Below are 16,941 nucleotides of genomic sequence, written 5' to 3' on the forward strand. Positions count from 1 at the left end.
GGAGTGGCGCGAAGTGCTGGGGCGGGTGACGGAGGGGAGAGCATCGGTGCGGATCAGGAGATCCCCGGGTGCGGCGGCGGATCCGCTGGACGAGGTCCAGGCCGGCCGGGTGCGCGCGGTGCTCGCGCTCGGGGGCGTACCGCAGGCGGACCTGCCGGACGGCTTGCAGCAGGTACGGCTGCGGCTGCTGGAGCGCCGGGCGCGCGGCCAGGAGCCGCCGCGCGACGTCGGCGCGTGGGCGGCCGTGGTCGCGTCGAACCTCGCGGCGGACTGGCACCGCACCCACCACCGGCAGGAGCGGGTCAGCGCCCGGCTCACCCTGCTGAGCGCCCCGGACGCGGGGGTCCAGGGCGGCCCGGAGAGCGGCCTGCTGGCCATGGCCGTCGCCGAGGCGCTCGACGGGCTGCCCGAGGCGCAGCGGCAGGTGCTCGTCCTGCGCTACTACGCGGACCTGTCGGTGCCGCGGATCGCCGAGGAGCTGGGGATCCCGGTGGGCACGGTCAAGAGCCGGCTGTTCGCGGCGGCGAAGCTGATGCGGGAGCGCCTTCGACTGGAAGAGGTGGTGTGAGGGTGGACAGGGACGAGCACCTGATGGCGGTGCTGCTGGGGGAGTCCGTCCCGCGGGAATCCGTCCCCCGGGAAGGGGAGGGGGGTGCCGGGCGCGCGGCGGCCGAGCGGGACATGGCGCTGGTACGGGAGCACCTCCACCGGATCGGCGACGGCCTGGCCGGTGCGGCGGCCCCCACGCCCGAACCGGCCCCCGAACCGGCCCCGGCTGGGCGCCGGCGGGCGCGGTTCCGGCGCCGCGTGCTGTACGGCCTCGCGGCGTCCGTCGCCCTCGCGCTCCTGGGCACGGGCGGCGCGTACCTCGCCGCGCACCACGGGGGCGGCGGGGGGCAGGCCCTGCTCACCGACGGGGGCCTCGTCGCCTGCTCCACCGCGATCGCCGAGGGGACGATCGCCGGGGTGGAGCCCGCGGGCGGCCGGCACCGGTTCAGGATCGTGCTCGACGTCGAGCAGTCCTACCGGCCGGCGGCGGGGAAGCCGCGACTGGTCTTCACCGAAGAGGGCGCGGAGGTCCCGGCGTACTACCGGAAGGGCGCGCGCATGCTGGTCGTCGTCTCCGGGACCCCGGGGGAGCCACCACTGACCTTCCGGGCCGGTGACCCGGCGTACGACCGCGAGTCCGCTCATGACGGCGAGTCCACCCACGACGGCACGTCGGAGCCGCCGCGTGACGCCCTGGAGTGGGGACGCCGCTGGGTCGAGCGGGCGCTCCCCGAGGCCCGGGGGCTGGAGTGCCGCGTCGGCTGACCCGCTCCCGGCGAGCGTGGTCCCGGCGAGCGTGGTCCCGGCCGGAAAGGGCGATGCCCCGGCCCCCCGCAGCGGGGGACCGGGGCATCACCTGTGGGTCACACCGGCTCGGTTCAGCCGGTGGTCTTCGTGATCTGGACGCTGCCGCCGCCCGCGACGGTGCCGCGCGCGTTCAACAGGCTCACGTCGCCGAAGAACTGACGTCCCTCGGGAGCCGCGCTGTTCACCACGACCTCGGCCGTGACCTGCGCCGACGCGCCGCTGGCGAGCTTCACCGGCTTCGAGTCGTCGACCTTGATGGAGCCGAGCGCCGCCGAGTAGTAGACGTCGCGGTAGTCGAACTCCGTCGTGCCGGCCGGGACCGAGTAGCCGTCGACCACCACCGTGTACGTACCGGCGGCGGGCTTGGTGAGGCTGACCGACTCCTCGGAGTCACCGTCGGCCGACTGGCCCACGACCACGCCGTCCTTGGCGACCGTGAGGTCGAGGTCGGCGGAGAGGTCCGAGGGGTTGCCGATGGCGACGTCGAGGCGGTCGACGCCCTCACCGACGACGATCGTGGAGACGAGCTGGTCCAGGTTCGCGATCGTCGGCCGTTCGATCTTCGCCGAGCCCAGCGGACCGCCCGCGAGCTTGCCGTCGAGGGCCGCGAAGTCGTTCTTGACCGTCCACTGGACCGGGGTGGGCGTGCCGATCTTCGCCTCGGGCAGCGTGGTCACCGCCGGGTCGAAGGTGGCACCGAGCAGCGACACGTCGAGCGTGTACTTGTTGTCGAGCAGCGGCGACGTACGACGCGCCTCGACCTCGATCTCCCACACGCCGGGCGTCGGGTCCGTGTACGAACGCACGTCCGGGCGGCAGGTGTTGGTGGGGTTCGGGTAGTTCGGGTAGCAGAAGATCGTCGAGCTGTCCTCGACCGGCACACCGTACGGGTGGATCGAGATGAACCGGGTCTGGCTGTCCTTGGCGAGTCCGCCGAGCGCCACCTCCAGGGTCTTCGCGCCCGCCGGCACCGTCAGGAAGTACGACTTCGAGCTGTTGCGCTGCACCGAGCTGGTCGCCTGGAAGGCGTACGTCGGCTTCGCCAGCTCCTTGGAGACGACCACGGTGGCGAGGATCTGCTTGTCCACGCCCTCCGTACGGCGGTCGTCCGCCTCCAGGATCGCGCTGTGCACGCCCGCCGAGGTGGGCCTTGCCTGGACGGTGACGGTGACCGGCTGGTTCAGCGGCAGCTTGATCTTGTCACTGCCGAGCAGCCGGAACGTGCCGTCGTCGTTCTTCCAGTCCAGCCGGTGTTCCACCGCGCCCTTGGGGCCGGTGGTCCGGGTGATGGTGACGTCGTACGTACGGCTCTTGCCGGCCTGGAGGCCGCCGTCGCGGTCGTACAGACCCGTGCCGAAGCCCGGGGTCTTGAGCCTGTCGTCGAGCGTGGTGTCGACCGGGGCCTTCACCGTGTACTCGTGCGCGGTGGCGCCGTGCTCGATCTCCTTCCACGCCTTGACGACGTCGATGAGACCCGCGCCCTGCTCGTGCGCCTGGAGACCGGGGATCCGGTCGGCGCTGCTGGTGAGCGCCGTCCGCAGGTCGGCGGGCGTGAGCGTGCGGTGCTTCTGCTTGGCGGCCGAGATCAGCAGCGCGCTCGCGCCGGTGGCCTGCGGGGACGCCATCGAGGTGCCCTGGAGCATGGAGTAGCCGGGCGGCAGGGTGTAGCCCGCCTCGGCGACCGGGCCACCGGGGTACCAGGTCTGGGTGGTGTTGATCGCGGCGCCGGGCGCGGTGATCGTCGGCGTGAAGCCGCCGTCCTCACGCGGGCCGCGGGCCGAGAACGGCAGGAGGCCGTACTTGGTCGTCACACCGGAGCCGTAGTTGGCGGCCCAGGTCTCCTTGGAGATGGAGGCGCCGACCGAGATGACCTTGTCCGCCACGGCGGGGTCGCTGATGGTGTTGGTGCCCGGGCCGTCGTTGCCGGCCGAGATCACGAGCTGCACGCCGTAGGTGTCGATGAGCTGCGTGTACAGCAGGGCGCGCGCGTTGTTGGCGTCGTTGAGGGGCGGCAGGCCGCCGATCGACATGTTGACGATGTCGACGCCGCGGTTGATGACGAGGTCGGCCATGCCCTCGGTCAGCGCGATGTTGGTGCAGCCGCCGCTCCACGTGCAGGCGCGGGAGGAGACCAGCTTGGCGCCGGGGGCGGCGCCGTTCATCTTGCCGCCGAACAGGCCGTTGGCGGCGGTGATGCCGGCGACGTGCGTGCCGTGCTCACCCTCGATGACACCGATGTTGACGTAGTCGGACTTCGCGCCGGACGCGTTGTAGACGACGTCCTTGCGGATCTCGACCACGAACGGGATGCGCTCGACGATCGGGGTCGCGGGGTTGTCCGTACCGAAGTAACCGATCTGGAAGCCGTCCTTGTACGGCTTCAGCGCGGTGTCGTTCGTGAAGTTGCCGTCGTTGTTCAGGTCCACCCGCACGGTGCCGTTCGCGGGGTCGTACAGCACGCCCCACGCGTCGGTCGTGTCGCCGTCCCGGTTCAGGTCACCGGCCATGTCGCCGCCGGTGGTGACGCGCTCGGCGAAGGGGATGAACTTGTACGAGCCGGCCGGCGCGGTCCAGGTGCGGCCCGACGCGGTGAACGTGGGGCCGGTGACCGCGCTGTTCATCCGCAGCCAGGTGCCGTCGCCGTCGCTGACCGGGTCCGTCGCGGTCACCCAGTCGACGATCTTGCGCTCGCCCGTGGTGGTCTTCTGGAGGGCCGGGTGGCCCAGGTCGACGCCGGAGTCCAGGATGCCGATGGTGACACCGCGGCCGTCGGCCTTCGGGTGCTGCTTGACGAAGTCGACCGCACCGGTCTCGAAGGACGGGTTGTACGGGTTCTTCGCCGGGGTCTTGCTGCTCGGCGCCGGGTACTTCTCCGCGGCCGAACCCTTGGAGCCCTTCGCGTGCGCGACCGTGTCGGCCGCCGGCGTCGGGTCGTCCAGCTGGATCTCCTGCTTGAGGTCGATCCCGTGGACGGAGGAGAGCTTCGCGGCCGCCTTGATCGCCGCGTCCGCCTTGGCGGTCGGGAGCGTGGCGCGTACGTAACCGATCTTGTCGTACGTCTTGCCGACGGTCGCACCCGCGACGTCGCCCAGCTGATCCGCCACCTGCTCGGTCGCGCCGGGGGCGGTGGCGACCATCAGGGTGACGTTCTTCGTGCCCTCGGCCTCGGCCTGGGACAGCAGTTGGGCGTCCGCGGCGCCGAGCTTGTCGGACGCGCGGTCCGACTTCACCGCGGCGGTCGCGCCCGGGTCGTCGGTGCCCGTCTCGGAGAAGGCGGGTGCGGCGCCGGTGGCGATCAGCGCGGCGACGAGGCCGGCGGCTGCCGCGATCCTGGCCACGCGTCTCGGCCCGGATATGGAGCCAGATTCGGAGGTCATCAGCATCCCTGTGGTGTGAAAGAGAAGATCCGGATTTCGGTACCGGTGACCGCTCAGCTTTTCGTACGGCACACAGGTTTGTGGAGTGTTGACGGCGGCGGGATTCGGTCATGGCGGACACCCGCCAACGCGGCCCGACCGCCAGGGAGGAGGAACCGGCCCAACCGGCGAACATGCCCGGCCCGAGGGGTGGTTGGGCGCTCTCGCGGAGCCGTTCCCTCCGCTCGGCGGGCGCGGTGACGCGCGTAGTACGCGGCCGGGGGCGGCCCTCCCGTATCCTGCCGCCGCCCCCTCCGAACGACCGGAACACGATCAACCCCGCCGCCCCGGGCAACTCCCCGCGCACCGCAGCGGTCCTGTCCGCCGACCACATCGCACGCACGGAGGAGTTCCCCATGTCGGCACGTACGACCGCCTCGCACGCCACCCCCACCAGCCGCCCCGCGCGCAGAGCCGCCCGCCGCGCCCGCCTCGCCTGGACCGGGGCGCTCGCCGCGGCGGCCCTCGCGTCCACCGCGCTGGTCGGCCCCGCGGTGGCGAGCACGGGCACGGCGGGCATCGGCTCCGCCGACCGCGGCGCGCGGCACTCCGCCACGCAGCGGGCGCTCGACGCCGCCGTCGCGGACGGGGTGCCCGGGGTCCTCGCCCGCGCGGAGACCCGTACCGGCAGCTGGTCCGGCACCGCCGGCCTTGGGGACACGGCCACCGGCCGCGAACGCGGGGCGCGCGACCACTTCCGCGTCGGGTCGATCACCAAGACGTTCGTCGCGACGGTCCTGCTCCAACTGGAGGCCGAGGGACGGCTCGACCTGGACGACACCGTCGACCACTGGCTGCCCGGCGTGGTCAGCGGCCACGGCCACGACGGACGCCGGGTGACGATCCGCCAGCTCCTCAACCACACCAGCGGCGTCTACGGCTACACCGCCGACCCGGACTTCCAGCGGAAGGTCTTCAGCGCGGAGTTCTTCAAGAACCGCTACCGGACCTGGCAGCCGGGCGAACTCGTCGCGATCGCCATGGCACACGAGCCGGACTTCGCCCCCGGCACGGACTGGAACTACTCCAACACCAACTACGTGCTCGCCGGGATGGTCGTGGAGAAGGTGACGGGACGTTCGTACGCCACCGAGATCGAGCGCCGCATCCTGCGCCCCCTGCACCTGACGGACACCCGCCTGCCCGGTACGGACCCCCGGCTGCCGCGGCCGTCGGGCCGCGCGTACGGGATCCTCGCCGACGACCCGGCGCAGACGGTCCACGACGTCACCGAACTCAACGCGACGATGGCGGGAGCGGCCGGCAGCATGATCTCCGACGCCGCCGACCTCAACCGCTTCTTCAGCGCGCTCCTCAAGGGCCGCCTGCTGCCCCCGGCCCAGCTCGACGAGATGAGGACCACCGTCACGCCCGAGGGCGGCGAGCCCGGCTCCGGCTACGGACTCGGCCTGCAGAAGACCCGGTTGTCCTGCGGCACGGTCGTCTGGGGCCACGGCGGCGGGGTCCACGGCTCCTCGTCGGGCGCCTTCACCACCGCCGACGGCACCCACTCGCTCGCCGTGAACTTCAACGCCGACTGGACCGGTGACCCGGGGCAGGTCGTGGAGGCGGAGTTCTGCGGCTGAGCGGAGTCCCGCGAGTGACGTGAGGTGAGGTGAACAGAGGGGACGGGGGACGGGCGCGAGTCGCGCCCGTCCCCTCTTCCTGCGCCGCCGCCGCGCCTCACCTCGGCAGGACCACCACGTACGCCGCCGGGTCCCGCTCGTCCGCCGCCGTCAGCGCCGTCCCCACCACCATCGCCTGCTGCTCCAGGGACTCCCGCAGCTTCCTCGGCGTCAGATGGACGACCGTGACGCCCAGCCGCTCCAGGTGCTCCCGCTTGCGGGCGTACTCCGACCAGATCGCGTCGTCGTCCTGCGGCCCGCCCTGCCGGGGCGCCCGCGTGTCCAGCTCCACGGCCACCGCCTGCTCCGGCCAGTACGCGTCGACCCCGCCCAGGTGCAGGCCGCCCGGGAGCCGCAGGTCGACGTTCCAGACCGGCTCGGGCAGCGCGTACGTCCGCACCATCTCGTACAACCGCCCCTCGGCCAGCGACCGCCCCTCCGCGAGCAGCGCGTCTACCGCGTCGACCACATGCGGGCGGGCCAGCAGCCGCGCCTGGTTCAACTCCCGCACAACAGCGGCCGGTTCGCAGTGACCACCGCGTACCGCCTCGGCCAGCACCGCCCGTACGTCTGCCGCCTCCGACAGCTCCGCGACCGCGTCGGCCACCGCGCGCGCCACCGGCGCCACCGGCACCCCGGTCACCAGCTCGGGCCGGGGCAGCGCGTGGGCGCGGATCAGCCGGGCGAACCCCGTGGACCGCAGCCGGCGGGTACGCGGCACGAGCACGTCGATCACGTCGAGGGCCCGCAACCCCGGGGTGGACCCGAACCCGTGCAACGCCAGCGCGGCGAGGCCCGTCACCATCACCCCGCCGTACGGGGACGCCGGGGGACGGGCGGAGGGAGAAACCGAGGAAGAAACGGAGGGAGAGGGCGACGGGACCGACCCCGGCTGCGCCGGCACCCCCTTCGCCTCCGGCCCCGGCCGCCCCGCGTACAACAGCACCGCGTGCAGCCGCTCCTCGCTCGTCGGCGCCCCCGGGTGCAACAGGTAGACCCCCGGCAGCAGTTGCTGCCAGGGGCCACCGGGCCGGCACTGCGCGGCGGCGCGCGCGGCCGCGACGCCGTGCTCGCGCAGTTGTGCGGCCGAGAACACGCGGCGCCGCACCGCGTCGACGAGGTGACTGAGGGGGCGGGGGGTGACCGGGGTGTTGTTGTTCATGTCCCGGGGTCTCCCCACCCTGTGACCACCGTCTAACCCGTTGTTACCTGTTCGTCGACAAAACCGGACAAGCTCGTCCTAAAGTACGGACGTTCGAGTGCCGATCACGCGCGGGTCCCCGCCGCGGCCGCGTCGCACTCCTGTCCCCGCAGCGACCGCGCCAGGTCGTCCGTCGCCTCCAGCACCAGCCTGCGCAGCGCCGGGGCCACCTCCTCGTGCGAGGCGAGCCACGCCTCGGCCGCCTCCAGGGTCGAGCGGTCGCCCTGCGCCGCCGGGAACAGCCCGCGCACGACGTGCATCGCGATCTGGATCGAACGCTCCGCCCACACCCGCTCGATCACCTCGAAGTACTTCTCCGCGTACGGGGCCAGCAGCTCCCGCTGGTCCGACCGGGCGAACCCGGCGATCGTCGCCTCGACGAGCGCGTTCGACAGCGTGTCCGACTCCACCAGGCTCACCCACGCCTGCGCCTTCACCGCCGCCGACGGCCGGGCCGCCAGGCAGCGCACCTCGTGCCGCTTGCCCGACGCGGTGTCGTCGTGGGCCAGTTCGGCCGCGACGGCCGCCTCGTCCGCGCGGCCGTGCGCGGTCAGCGGCTCCAGGAAGCCCCACCGCAACTCCTGGTCGACGTCGAGCCCGTCGACCTTGGCCGTCCCGTCCAGCAGCCCCTGGAGCAGCTGGAAGTCCGCGTCCGTCGTGGCGACGGCGGCGAAGAACCGGGCCCAGGTCAGCTGGTGCTGGCCGCCGGGCTCCGCCGTCCGCAACTCCCGCAGCGCGCCCTCGGCCAGCAGCCGCCCGCCCTCCTCGCGCCACGCGGGGACCGCGTAGAGGGTGAGGGCGCCCCGCGCCCACGTGTGGAGCATCTGGAGCACGCCGATGTCCGTCTCGCGCCCCCCGTGGGTGAGCACCAGGCCGATGAAGTCCCGGGCCGGCATCAGCGCGTCGCGGGTCAGGCTCCACAGCGCGGACCAGCACAGCGCCCGCGCCAACGGGTCGGTGAGGGAACCGAGATGGGTGCGCAGGGTGTCCAGCGAGGCCGCGTCGAAGCGGGTCTTGCAGTACGTCAGGTCCTCGTCGTTGACCAGGATCAGGTCGGGCTTCTCCGCGCCGGCCAGCTCGGTGATGACCGTACGGGGTCCGGCGACGTCCGTCTCGGCGCGCGCGTACCGGACGAGGTCCCCGTCGGGTGTGCGGTGGTAGAGCCCGACCGCGACCCGGTGCGGGCGCAGTTCGGGGTGGGAGGGGGCGGCGTCCTGGAGGACGGCCAGTTCGGCGATCCGGCCGTCGGCGCCGTACGCGGCCTCCGGGGTGAGGGAGTTGACCCCGGCCGTCTCCAGCCAGGACCGCGACCAGCCGGTCATGTCGCGGCCGGACGTCTCCTCCAGCACGGCGAGCAGGTCGCCGAGGCTGGTGTTGCCGTACGCGTGCCGCTTGAAGTAGCGCCGGGCGCCCTCCAGGAACGCGTCCCGGCCCACGTACGCGACGAGCTGCTTGAGGACGGAGGCGCCCTTCGCGTACGTGATCCCGTCGAAGTTCAGCTTGGCGTCCTCCAGGTCACGGATGTCGGCCGTGATCGGGTGCGTGGACGGCAGTTGGTCGGCGCGGTAGGCCCAGGCCTTGCGGTTGTTGGCGAAGGTGATCCAGCCGTGCCGGAAGCGGGTGGCCTCGACGAGCGAGAAGGTCCCCATGAACTCCGCGAAGGACTCCTTGAGCCACAGGTCGTCCCACCAGGTCATGGTGACGAGGTCGCCGAACCACATGTGCGCCATCTCGTGCAGGATGACGTTCGCCCGGTGCTCGTACGACGCCTGCGTCACCTTGCCGCGGAAGATGTACTCCTCGCGGAAGGTCACCAGGCCCGGGTTCTCCATCGCGCCGAGGTTGTACTCGGGCACGAACGCCTGGTCGTACTTCCCGAAGGGGTACGGGTAGTCGAAGTGGTCGTGGAAGAAGTCCAGGCCCTGCTTGGTCAGCAGGAAGACGTCGTCCGCGTCGAAGTGGCGGGCGAGGCCCTTGCGGCACATCGCGCCGAGCGGGATCTCCAGGACCGTGCCGTCGTCGAACGTACGGCGGTAGGAGTCGGTGACGTGGTGGTACGGGCCCGCCAGGACCGTTGTGATGTACGTGGAGATCGGCTTCGTCTCCGCGAAGCTCCACGCCCCGTCGTCGCCCAGGGTCCCCTCGCCGTTGCTCCAGACCCGCCAGCCCTCGGGCGCGGTCACCCGGAAGCGGTACGGGGCCTTGAGGTCGGGCTGCTCGAAGTTGGTGAAGACGCGGCGGGCGTCGGCGGGCTCGTACTGCGTGTAGAGGTAGACCTCGCCGTCCTCGGGGTCGACGAAGCGGTGCATGCCCTCGCCGGACCGGCTGTAGGCGCACCGCGCGTCGACCACCAGCACGTTCTCCGCGCAGAGGTCCTCCAGCGCGACCCGTGAGCCGTCGAAGACCGTGGCGGGGTCCAGGGCACGGCCGTTGAGGGTGACGGCGGTCACACTCGGGGCGATCAGGTCGGCGAAGGTGGCCGCGCCGGGCTCCGAGGAGCGGAAGCGGATCGTCGTCACCGAGCGGAAGGTGCGGGGCCCGGGACCGTCCGGCGCCTCACCCACCGCCGAGCGCAGGTCGAGGTCGACCTCGTACCCGTCTACGGACAGCAGGCCGGCCCGTACACGGGCCTCGTCGCGGGACAGATTCTCACCGGGCACGGGCACTCCTTCGTGGCTCGTTCGAAACAGTGACGATCCTCGCATGTGCGGCCGTGCTCGGTCAGCCGGGAATTCCGGCGTCGCGCGGGGACGTTGCCGCTCTGAGGTCCGCCGGGTACCGGCGGGTAGCCGGGACGCCCGTTCACGAGGCCCGTTCACGAGGAGAGACATGTCCGAGAAGACTCCCGTCGATTTCTGGTTCGACCCGCTGTGCCCCTGGGCCTGGATGACCTCCCGCTGGGTCCTGGAGGTGGAGAAGGTCAGGGACATCGACGTCCGCTGGCACGTGATGAGCCTCGCCGTCCTGAACGAGGACAGGCTCGACGAGATGCCGGAGCAGTACCGGGAAATGATGCGGACGCAGGCGTGGGGGCCGGTCCGCGTGGTGGTCGCGGCCCAGCAGAAGCACGGCGACGAGGTGGTGGGCAAGCTCTACACCGCGCTCGGCACCCGGATCCACAACCAGGGCGAGGGCCCCACGCGCGAGGCGATCGCCGGGTCCCTGGCGGACGTCGGCCTGCCGGCCGACCTCCTGGAGTACGCCGACTCCGACGCGTACGACAAGGAACTGCGGGCCTCGCACAAGGAAGGCATAGACAAGGTCGGCCAGGAGGTCGGCACCCCGGTCATCGCGGTCCCCGGCGCGGACGGCGAGCAGGTCGCCTTCTTCGGCCCGGTCGTCACCCCGGCCCCCAAGGGCGAGGACGCGGCGAAGCTCTGGGACGGCACGCTGCTGGTGGCGTCGATCCCGGGCTTCTACGAGATCAAGCGGACCCGTACCCAGGGCCCGATTTTCGACTAGGACGACCGTTCTTCCGACAGGACGACCGTTCTTCCGACAGGACGGCAGCTCTTCCGGCCGGAACCACCGGCGGACGGCCCCCGCGAGTCATGTCCTCGCGGGGGCCGTCCATTCCGTCCGCCCGCCGTGAAGGTTGAGAAGACGATCACGAGCAGGACGTGCGCCGCCTCCCCGCACGGGGGAGGCCCCCGGTCAGGGGGCGATCAGGAGGTTGTTCGCGTTCTTCCGGGCGGCGCTGTAGCGCTTCGCCACGTCCTGCCAGTTGACGACCCGCCACATCGCCTCGACGAAGTCCACCTTCTGGTTCTTGTACTGGAGGTAGAAGGCGTGCTCCCAGGCGTCGAAGACGAGGATCGGGACCGAGCCCTGGCCGACGTTGCCCTGGTGGTCGTAGATCTGCTCCACGATCAGCCGGCCGCTCACGGGCTCGTACGCCAGCACGCCCCACCCCGACCCCTGCGTGGTCGCCGCCGCCTTCGTCAGCTGGGCCTTGAAGCCCGCGAAGGACCCGAAGGACGCGGCGATCGCGTCGGCCAGCTCCCCGACCCCGTCCGCCGCGAGCGGCTCGCCGCCGCCGTCACCGGTCATGTTGTGCCAGTAGATCGAGTGCAGGATGTGGCCGGAGAGGTGGAACGCGAGGCTCTTCTCCAGCCCGTTGATCGCCCCCCACGACTCCTTGTCCCGCGCCTCCGCGAGCTGTTCGAGCGTGTCGTTGGCGCCCTTGACGTAGGCCGCGTGGTGCTTGTCGTGGTGCAGCTCGACGATCTGCGGGTTGATGACGGGTTCGAGCGCCGCGTAGTCGTACGGAAGTTCAGGAAGTGTGTAAACGGCCATGTCCAAGCCCTCCGAAACTCTTATTGCACATCTTATGCAGGTGCACGCTAACAGCAAGAGGGCTCAGGGAGGCGCAGCGCCCTTGTGACACCCCCGACAAGCCGCTGACCTCCTCTTTGTGGGCGTCCGACGGTGATCGGGCCAGGACGGCCGGGTTACGGTCGGACCGTCCCCCTGCCCGGTACACGCCACGGCCTGCCCCGGCGCACCCCCTCACGACCGCCGGAGTCCCCATGAGCACCGCTGCCGCCGCCCCCCGTACCGGAGTGGTCCTCGCCGATCTCCTCCCGGCCCACCGCGCCCGCGCGCGGGACCTCGCGCTGGTGGTCGGCGGCGCCGTCCTGACCGGCCTCGCGGCCCAGCTCTCGGTGCCCGTCCCCGGCTCGCCGGTGCCGGTCACGGGACAGACGTTCGCCGCGCTGCTCATCGGCGTCTCCCTCGGCGCCGGCCGCGGCTTCCTCTCGCTGGCGCTGTACACGCTGCTCGGCATGGCCGGGGTCCCGTGGTTCTCCGAGGGCGCGTCGGGCGCGGGCTTCCCCACCCTCGGGTACGTCCTCGGGATGCTGGTCGCCGCGACGGTCGTGGGCGCGCTGGCCCGCCGCGGCGGCGACCGGTCCGTCGTGCGGACGGCCGGGACGATGGTGCTGGGCTCCGCGATCATCTACGCGGTGGGCGTCCCCTACCTCGCCGTCTCCGCGGGCATGTCGCTGAGCGCCGCGGTCTCGGTCGGCCTGGTGCCGTTCCTGCTGGGCGACGCGCTCAAGGCGGCGCTGGCGATGGGCGCGCTGCCCGCCGCGTGGAAGCTGGCCGGCCGCCGGGGCTGACACGTACCGTCCGCCGACCCGGACCGCGCGCCGCCCCGCACCGTCCGGCCCCGATGACGGTCACCCAGCGGCACACATGCCACACTCGGAGCATGCGCGTGTACCTCGGTTCCGACCATGCCGGCTTTGAACTCAAGAACCACCTGGTCCAGTGGCTCACGGCCCACGGCCACGAGCCCGTCGACTGCGGGCCCCACATCTACGACGCCCAGGACGACTACCCGCCGTTCTGCCTGCGCGCCGCGGAGCGTACGGCGGCCGACCCGGACAGCCTCGGCATCGTGATCGGCGGCTCCGGCAACGGGGAGCAGATCGCGGCCAACAAGGTCAAGGGCGTACGGGCCGTCCTCGCCTGGAGCGAGCAGACGGCGGCGCTGGGCCGCGAGCACAACAACGCGAACGTCATCTCCGTCGGCGGCCGGATGCACACGGAGGAGGAGGCGACCTCCTTCGTCGAGACCTTCCTGACGACGCCGTACTCGGGCGAGGAGCGGCACGCGCGCCGGATCGAGATGCTCGCGGAGTACGAGACCACCCACGTCCTCCCGCCGATCCCGCCGCACCACCCGCAGCAGGACTAGCAGGACCAGCAGGACCGGCACCACCCCACGACCCCTGTGCCGCCGGGCACCCGGAGCACCACCGCCCGGCGGCACCGTCATGCCGACCACGCTTCCGCGGCACCGCCGTCCCGACCGCATCCGAGGAGACCACCGTGCCCGAGGGGCATACGATCCACCGCCTCGCCGAGGACCACCTCGACCGCTTCGGCGGCCGGCCGGTACGGGTCAGCAGCCCGCAGGGCAAGTTCTCCGACAGCGCGGCCCTGCTCGACGGTCAGGTCCTCGACACGGTGGACGCCCACGGCAAGCACCTCTTCCTGGGCTTCGGGCACACCGGCTGGGTCCACGTCCACCTCGGCCTCTTCGGCAAGGTCGCCCTCGGCGACACCCCCGCCCCACCGCCCACGGACACCGTCCGGCTGCGCCTCGTCTCCGCCACGGCGTACATGGACCTGCGCGGCCCCACGACCTGCGCCCTGATCACCGCCCCCGAGAAGCAGGCGATACACGACCGGCTCGGCCCCGACCCCCTGCGGGTACGGGACGACGCCCCCGGCCAGGACCCCGCGGACGCCGGGAGCGACGGCGAGAAGGCCTGGGCCCGGATCTCCCGCTCCCGTACGACCGTCGCCGCCCTCCTCATGGACCAGAAGGTCATCGCCGGGGTCGGCAACGTCTACCGCGCCGAGGTCCTCTTCCGCCACGGCATCGACCCGTACCGCCCCGGCAAGGACCTCACCCGCGCCGAATGGGACGCGATCTGGGCCGACCTGGTGGAGCTGATGCGCGAGGGCGTACGGAACAACCGCATCGACACCGTCCGCCCCGCCCACACCCCCGAGGCCATGGGACGCCCGCCCCGCGTCGACGATCACGGCGGCGAGGTCTACGTCTACCGGCGGGCGTCGATGCCGTGCCTCCTGTGCGGTACGGAGATCCGCACCGCCCCCCTCGCCGCCCGCAACCTCTTCTGGTGCCCCCGCTGCCAGACCCCCGCCCCCGCCTAGGGCCTGTCCGGACCCTAGAACCCGTGCGGCAGCCACGGCGCGACGTCCGAGCTGAACGCCGTCGACGCCTCCGCCAGGGCGCCCGGGCGCAGTTCGGTCACGCGGCCCGCGCCCGCCAGCGAGGTCAGCGACACGCCGCCCAGGTAGGCCGCCGCCAACTCCCGTACCGACAGCGCCAGATCGGCCTGGTCCGCGGTGCGCACGCACGCCGCGCCCTTCGCGTCCCCGGTCAGCCGCCAACGCCCCTCGTTCCAGGGGCAGAAGGCGTCCTCCACCTCCAGCACCACGTCCACGGGCGTCCGGTACGTCCGTGCCTCCAGCGCCGCGCCCACCTCCACCAGCCGTACGTACAGCGCGTCCCTGACCTGGAGCCCGCAGCGCCGCACGTCCGAGACCAGGTGCTGGAACGGGTCGTCCACGGGCCGGTTGCGCGCCCGGACCGTCGAGGTCAGGTCGATGCCGAAGAGGAAGCGCCACAGCTCGCCGTACGCCTCCGCGTCCCGCGCGTACAGCTCGCGCAGCTCGACCGTGCCCTTCGGGCCCGAGCGGTCCCACTCCGGCTTCACGCGGTAGAGGGTGAAGCCCGCCACCTCGCCGTCCCGCTCCACCAGCACGCACTGGACCGGCGACATCCCGTCGCGCTCGCGCTCCCCGTTCACGACGGGCAGCCGCTCCCAGCCGGGCGTACGGGCGATCATGCCGGGCCGCTCCGGGACCACCGCGGCGTAGATCTCCTCGCACGCGGCCCGCACGGCCGGGTCGGTCGCCCCGACCTGCCGCAGCCGGATCCGGCCCGCCCCTGCCCCGCCCTCGCCGGTCCCGCCCCGCGGGACCCCGTCCGCGTCCACGGCGCGGCGGGGCGGCGCGATCCGCACCCGGGCCGTGTCGATCTCCGCGGCCAGCTCCTGCGTCGCCGCCCCGTACCCGAACCGCCCGTAGATCGGCGGTTCCGACGCCGTCAGGATCGCCAGCGGCTCACCCCACGCCCGCACGTCGTCGAGCTGCCGCCGCATCATCGCCGAGAGCAGCCCGCGCCGCCGGTACGTCGGCGCCACGCTCACCATCGTGATCCCCGCCGCGTCCACCCGCGCGCCGCCCGGCACCGTGAGACCGAAGCGGAACGCCCCCGCCGTCGCGACGCACTCGTCCTCGTCCCAGACCCCGAGGGAGCGGCCGAACTCCGTGAGATCCCGCCACAGGGCACGTTCCTGAGCGGTCTCCGTCACACCGCCGAAGGCGTGCTCGAACGCCTTGTACCAGCGGTCCCAGTCGTCCGGCGTGAGCACACGCAGATCAGTCGTCATATGCCATGAGTAGCAGGGGTACGACGATCGGGCGACCCGATTTCGAACACAATGTCACAGGGGTCCCCCTGCACGCGGGGCAGGCGGATGGATAGGGTCCACAACAATGGCCGGCAACGCGAGAACGGACTCCTTCACGGCCCGGATGCGCAGAAGACTGCACCGGGGCCGTATCGCCCTGCGCAAATCAGGGGTCGACTACTTCCGCGGGGACGGGTCCGACTGGATCGCTCTCGCGGGCCTGTTGCTCACGGTCCCGGTCATCGCCGTCGTCACCGTCGCGGTCCCGGTCTGGTGCGCGCCCTCCACGCTCGTCCTGCCCATCGTGGCCGGCGGTCTGCTGCTGCGGCCCGCCAGCCTGCTCGGCCTGTACGCGGCGGCGGCCGGCGCGCTGATCGTCGAGTCGGTCGTCCTCGGCCCGTACACGGAAGGCACCGGCCGGGTCACCCCCGGCGTGGTGCTGGTCGTGGCGGCCTGCGGGCTGTTCGGCCTGCTCATCGCCCAGTTCAGGGCCCGGGTCGGGGTGCCCTGGCGGCGCGGCGGGACGATGCTCTTCGACCTGCGCGAACGCATCCGCGTGCAGAGCGCGCTGCCGCAGCTGCCCCAGGGCTGGCACCACGAGATGGCGCTGCGCCCGGCGGGCGGGCAGTCGTTCTCCGGGGACTTCGTGGTCGCGGCCCGTACGCACGGCGGGCGCACGCTCGAAGTGGTCCTCACGGACGTGTCCGGCAAGGGGATGGACGCCGGCTCGCGCGCCCTGCTGCTGTCGGGGGCCTTCGGCGGCCTGCTCGGGTCGCTCCCTCCGCACGGCTTCCTCACCGCCGCCAACGGCTACCTGCTGCGGCAGGACTGGGACGAGGGCTTCGCCACCTCCATCCACCTGGTCCTCGACCTGGACTCCGGCGACTACGAACTGCTCTCCGCGGGCCACCTGCCCGCCCTCCAACTGCACGCGGGCAGCGGCCGCTGGGACGAGATGTCCGGCGAGGGCCCGCTGCTGGGTGTCTACGACGCGGCGCAGTTCGACCCGGTCAAGGGCTCGTTGCGGCCGGGGGACGTCCTGATGCTCTTCACCGACGGGCTGGTGGAGGCGCCGGGCCGGGACCTCGCGGAGGGGATCGACCGGCTGACCGGCGAGGCCGACCGCTATGTGGCGGGCGGCTTCGAGGGCGCGGCCTGGCACCTGATCGAGGCGGTGGCCAAGGACGTCAACGACGACCGGGCGCTGCTGCTGATCTGCCGCGAGGCGTGACGTCCACCTCGCCGGCGGTGACGTTCTTCTTCCGTAAGACTTTCCCGGCTCCCCTGCGGGAGGCGAGGGAGGAAGCTGGGGCGGTCACGCGCGCATC

The 16,941-nt window shown here is 72.4% G+C and carries 13 protein-coding genes; 8 read left to right on the plus strand and 5 right to left on the minus strand.

What is annotated here, in order from left to right; translation table 11 throughout:
• The first annotated feature begins 46 nt into the window (after positions 1–46).
• Together HA039_RS23260 and HA039_RS23265 are read left to right on the plus strand one after the other, a co-directional pair.
• Complete coding sequence (locus tag HA039_RS23260; RefSeq protein ID WP_167033041.1) at positions 47–568, plus strand: RNA polymerase sigma factor; 522 nt, start codon at positions 47–49, stop codon at positions 566–568.
• Between the two features lie 2 nt (positions 569–570).
• On the plus strand, positions 571–1,314 hold the full coding sequence (locus HA039_RS23265) for a hypothetical protein (protein WP_167033043.1): 744 nt from the start codon (positions 571–573) through the stop codon (positions 1,312–1,314).
• 113 nt (positions 1,315–1,427) lie between these two features.
• Here the strand turns inward: HA039_RS23265 and HA039_RS23270 are convergent, their stop codons facing one another.
• On the minus strand, positions 1,428–4,739 hold the full coding sequence (locus HA039_RS23270) for a S8 family serine peptidase (protein WP_208298693.1): 3,312 nt from the start codon (positions 4,737–4,739) through the stop codon (positions 1,428–1,430).
• 389 nt (positions 4,740–5,128) lie between these two features.
• On the opposite strand from HA039_RS23270, the gene HA039_RS23275 reads away from it, so the two are divergent.
• A complete protein-coding gene (locus HA039_RS23275; RefSeq protein WP_167033047.1) occupies positions 5,129–6,358 on the plus strand; it encodes a serine hydrolase domain-containing protein in 1,230 nt (409 codons plus the stop codon).
• Positions 6,359–6,455: 97 nt separating this feature from the next.
• Here the strand turns inward: HA039_RS23275 and HA039_RS23280 are convergent, their stop codons facing one another.
• Positions 6,456–7,559 (minus strand): hypothetical protein, encoded by a 1,104-nt coding sequence (locus HA039_RS23280; RefSeq protein ID WP_167033049.1) that lies wholly within the window; start codon positions 7,557–7,559, stop codon positions 6,456–6,458.
• A 104-nt stretch (positions 7,560–7,663) separates the two neighbouring features.
• Positions 7,664–10,258: an aminopeptidase N gene (pepN, locus tag HA039_RS23285; protein WP_167033051.1), complete on the minus strand. Its 2,595-nt coding sequence runs from the start codon at positions 10,256–10,258 to the stop codon at positions 7,664–7,666.
• A gap of 169 nt (positions 10,259–10,427) precedes the next feature.
• Here pepN and HA039_RS23290 point away from each other — a divergent pair, with 169 nt between their 5' ends.
• Positions 10,428–11,060, plus strand: coding sequence for a mycothiol-dependent nitroreductase Rv2466c family protein (locus HA039_RS23290; RefSeq protein ID WP_167033053.1), 633 nt, complete (start codon positions 10,428–10,430; stop codon positions 11,058–11,060).
• Positions 11,061–11,252: 192 nt separating this feature from the next.
• Here the strand turns inward: HA039_RS23290 and HA039_RS23295 are convergent, their stop codons facing one another.
• On the minus strand, positions 11,253–11,894 hold the full coding sequence (locus HA039_RS23295; protein ID WP_167033055.1) for a superoxide dismutase: 642 nt from the start codon (positions 11,892–11,894) through the stop codon (positions 11,253–11,255).
• A 233-nt stretch (positions 11,895–12,127) separates the two neighbouring features.
• On the opposite strand from HA039_RS23295, the gene HA039_RS23300 reads away from it, so the two are divergent.
• The 3 genes from HA039_RS23300 (at position 12,128) to HA039_RS23310 (ending at position 14,288) form a co-directional block, all read left to right on the plus strand.
• Positions 12,128–12,718, plus strand: a complete 591-nt coding sequence (locus tag HA039_RS23300) for a biotin transporter BioY (RefSeq protein WP_167033057.1) — start codon at positions 12,128–12,130, stop codon at positions 12,716–12,718.
• A gap of 92 nt (positions 12,719–12,810) precedes the next feature.
• A complete protein-coding gene (locus HA039_RS23305) occupies positions 12,811–13,299 on the plus strand; it encodes a ribose-5-phosphate isomerase (RefSeq protein ID WP_167033059.1) in 489 nt (162 codons plus the stop codon).
• A gap of 134 nt (positions 13,300–13,433) precedes the next feature.
• Positions 13,434–14,288: an Fpg/Nei family DNA glycosylase gene (locus HA039_RS23310; protein ID WP_167033061.1), complete on the plus strand. Its 855-nt coding sequence runs from the start codon at positions 13,434–13,436 to the stop codon at positions 14,286–14,288.
• 14 nt (positions 14,289–14,302) lie between these two features.
• On the opposite strand, the gene HA039_RS23315 is transcribed toward HA039_RS23310, so the two are convergent.
• Positions 14,303–15,592: a GNAT family N-acetyltransferase gene (locus HA039_RS23315; RefSeq protein WP_167033063.1), complete on the minus strand. Its 1,290-nt coding sequence runs from the start codon at positions 15,590–15,592 to the stop codon at positions 14,303–14,305.
• Between the two features lie 106 nt (positions 15,593–15,698).
• Here HA039_RS23315 and HA039_RS23320 point away from each other — a divergent pair, with 106 nt between their 5' ends.
• The gene (locus HA039_RS23320) at positions 15,699–16,844 is read left to right on the plus strand and encodes a PP2C family protein-serine/threonine phosphatase (protein WP_243869684.1); all 1,146 of its coding nucleotides are present in this window, start codon (positions 15,699–15,701) and stop codon (positions 16,842–16,844) included.
• Positions 16,845–16,941 lie beyond the last annotated feature (97 nt).

Source organism: Streptomyces liangshanensis (genome assembly GCF_011694815.1).
Taxonomy (GTDB): domain Bacteria; phylum Actinomycetota; class Actinomycetes; order Streptomycetales; family Streptomycetaceae; genus Streptomyces; species Streptomyces liangshanensis.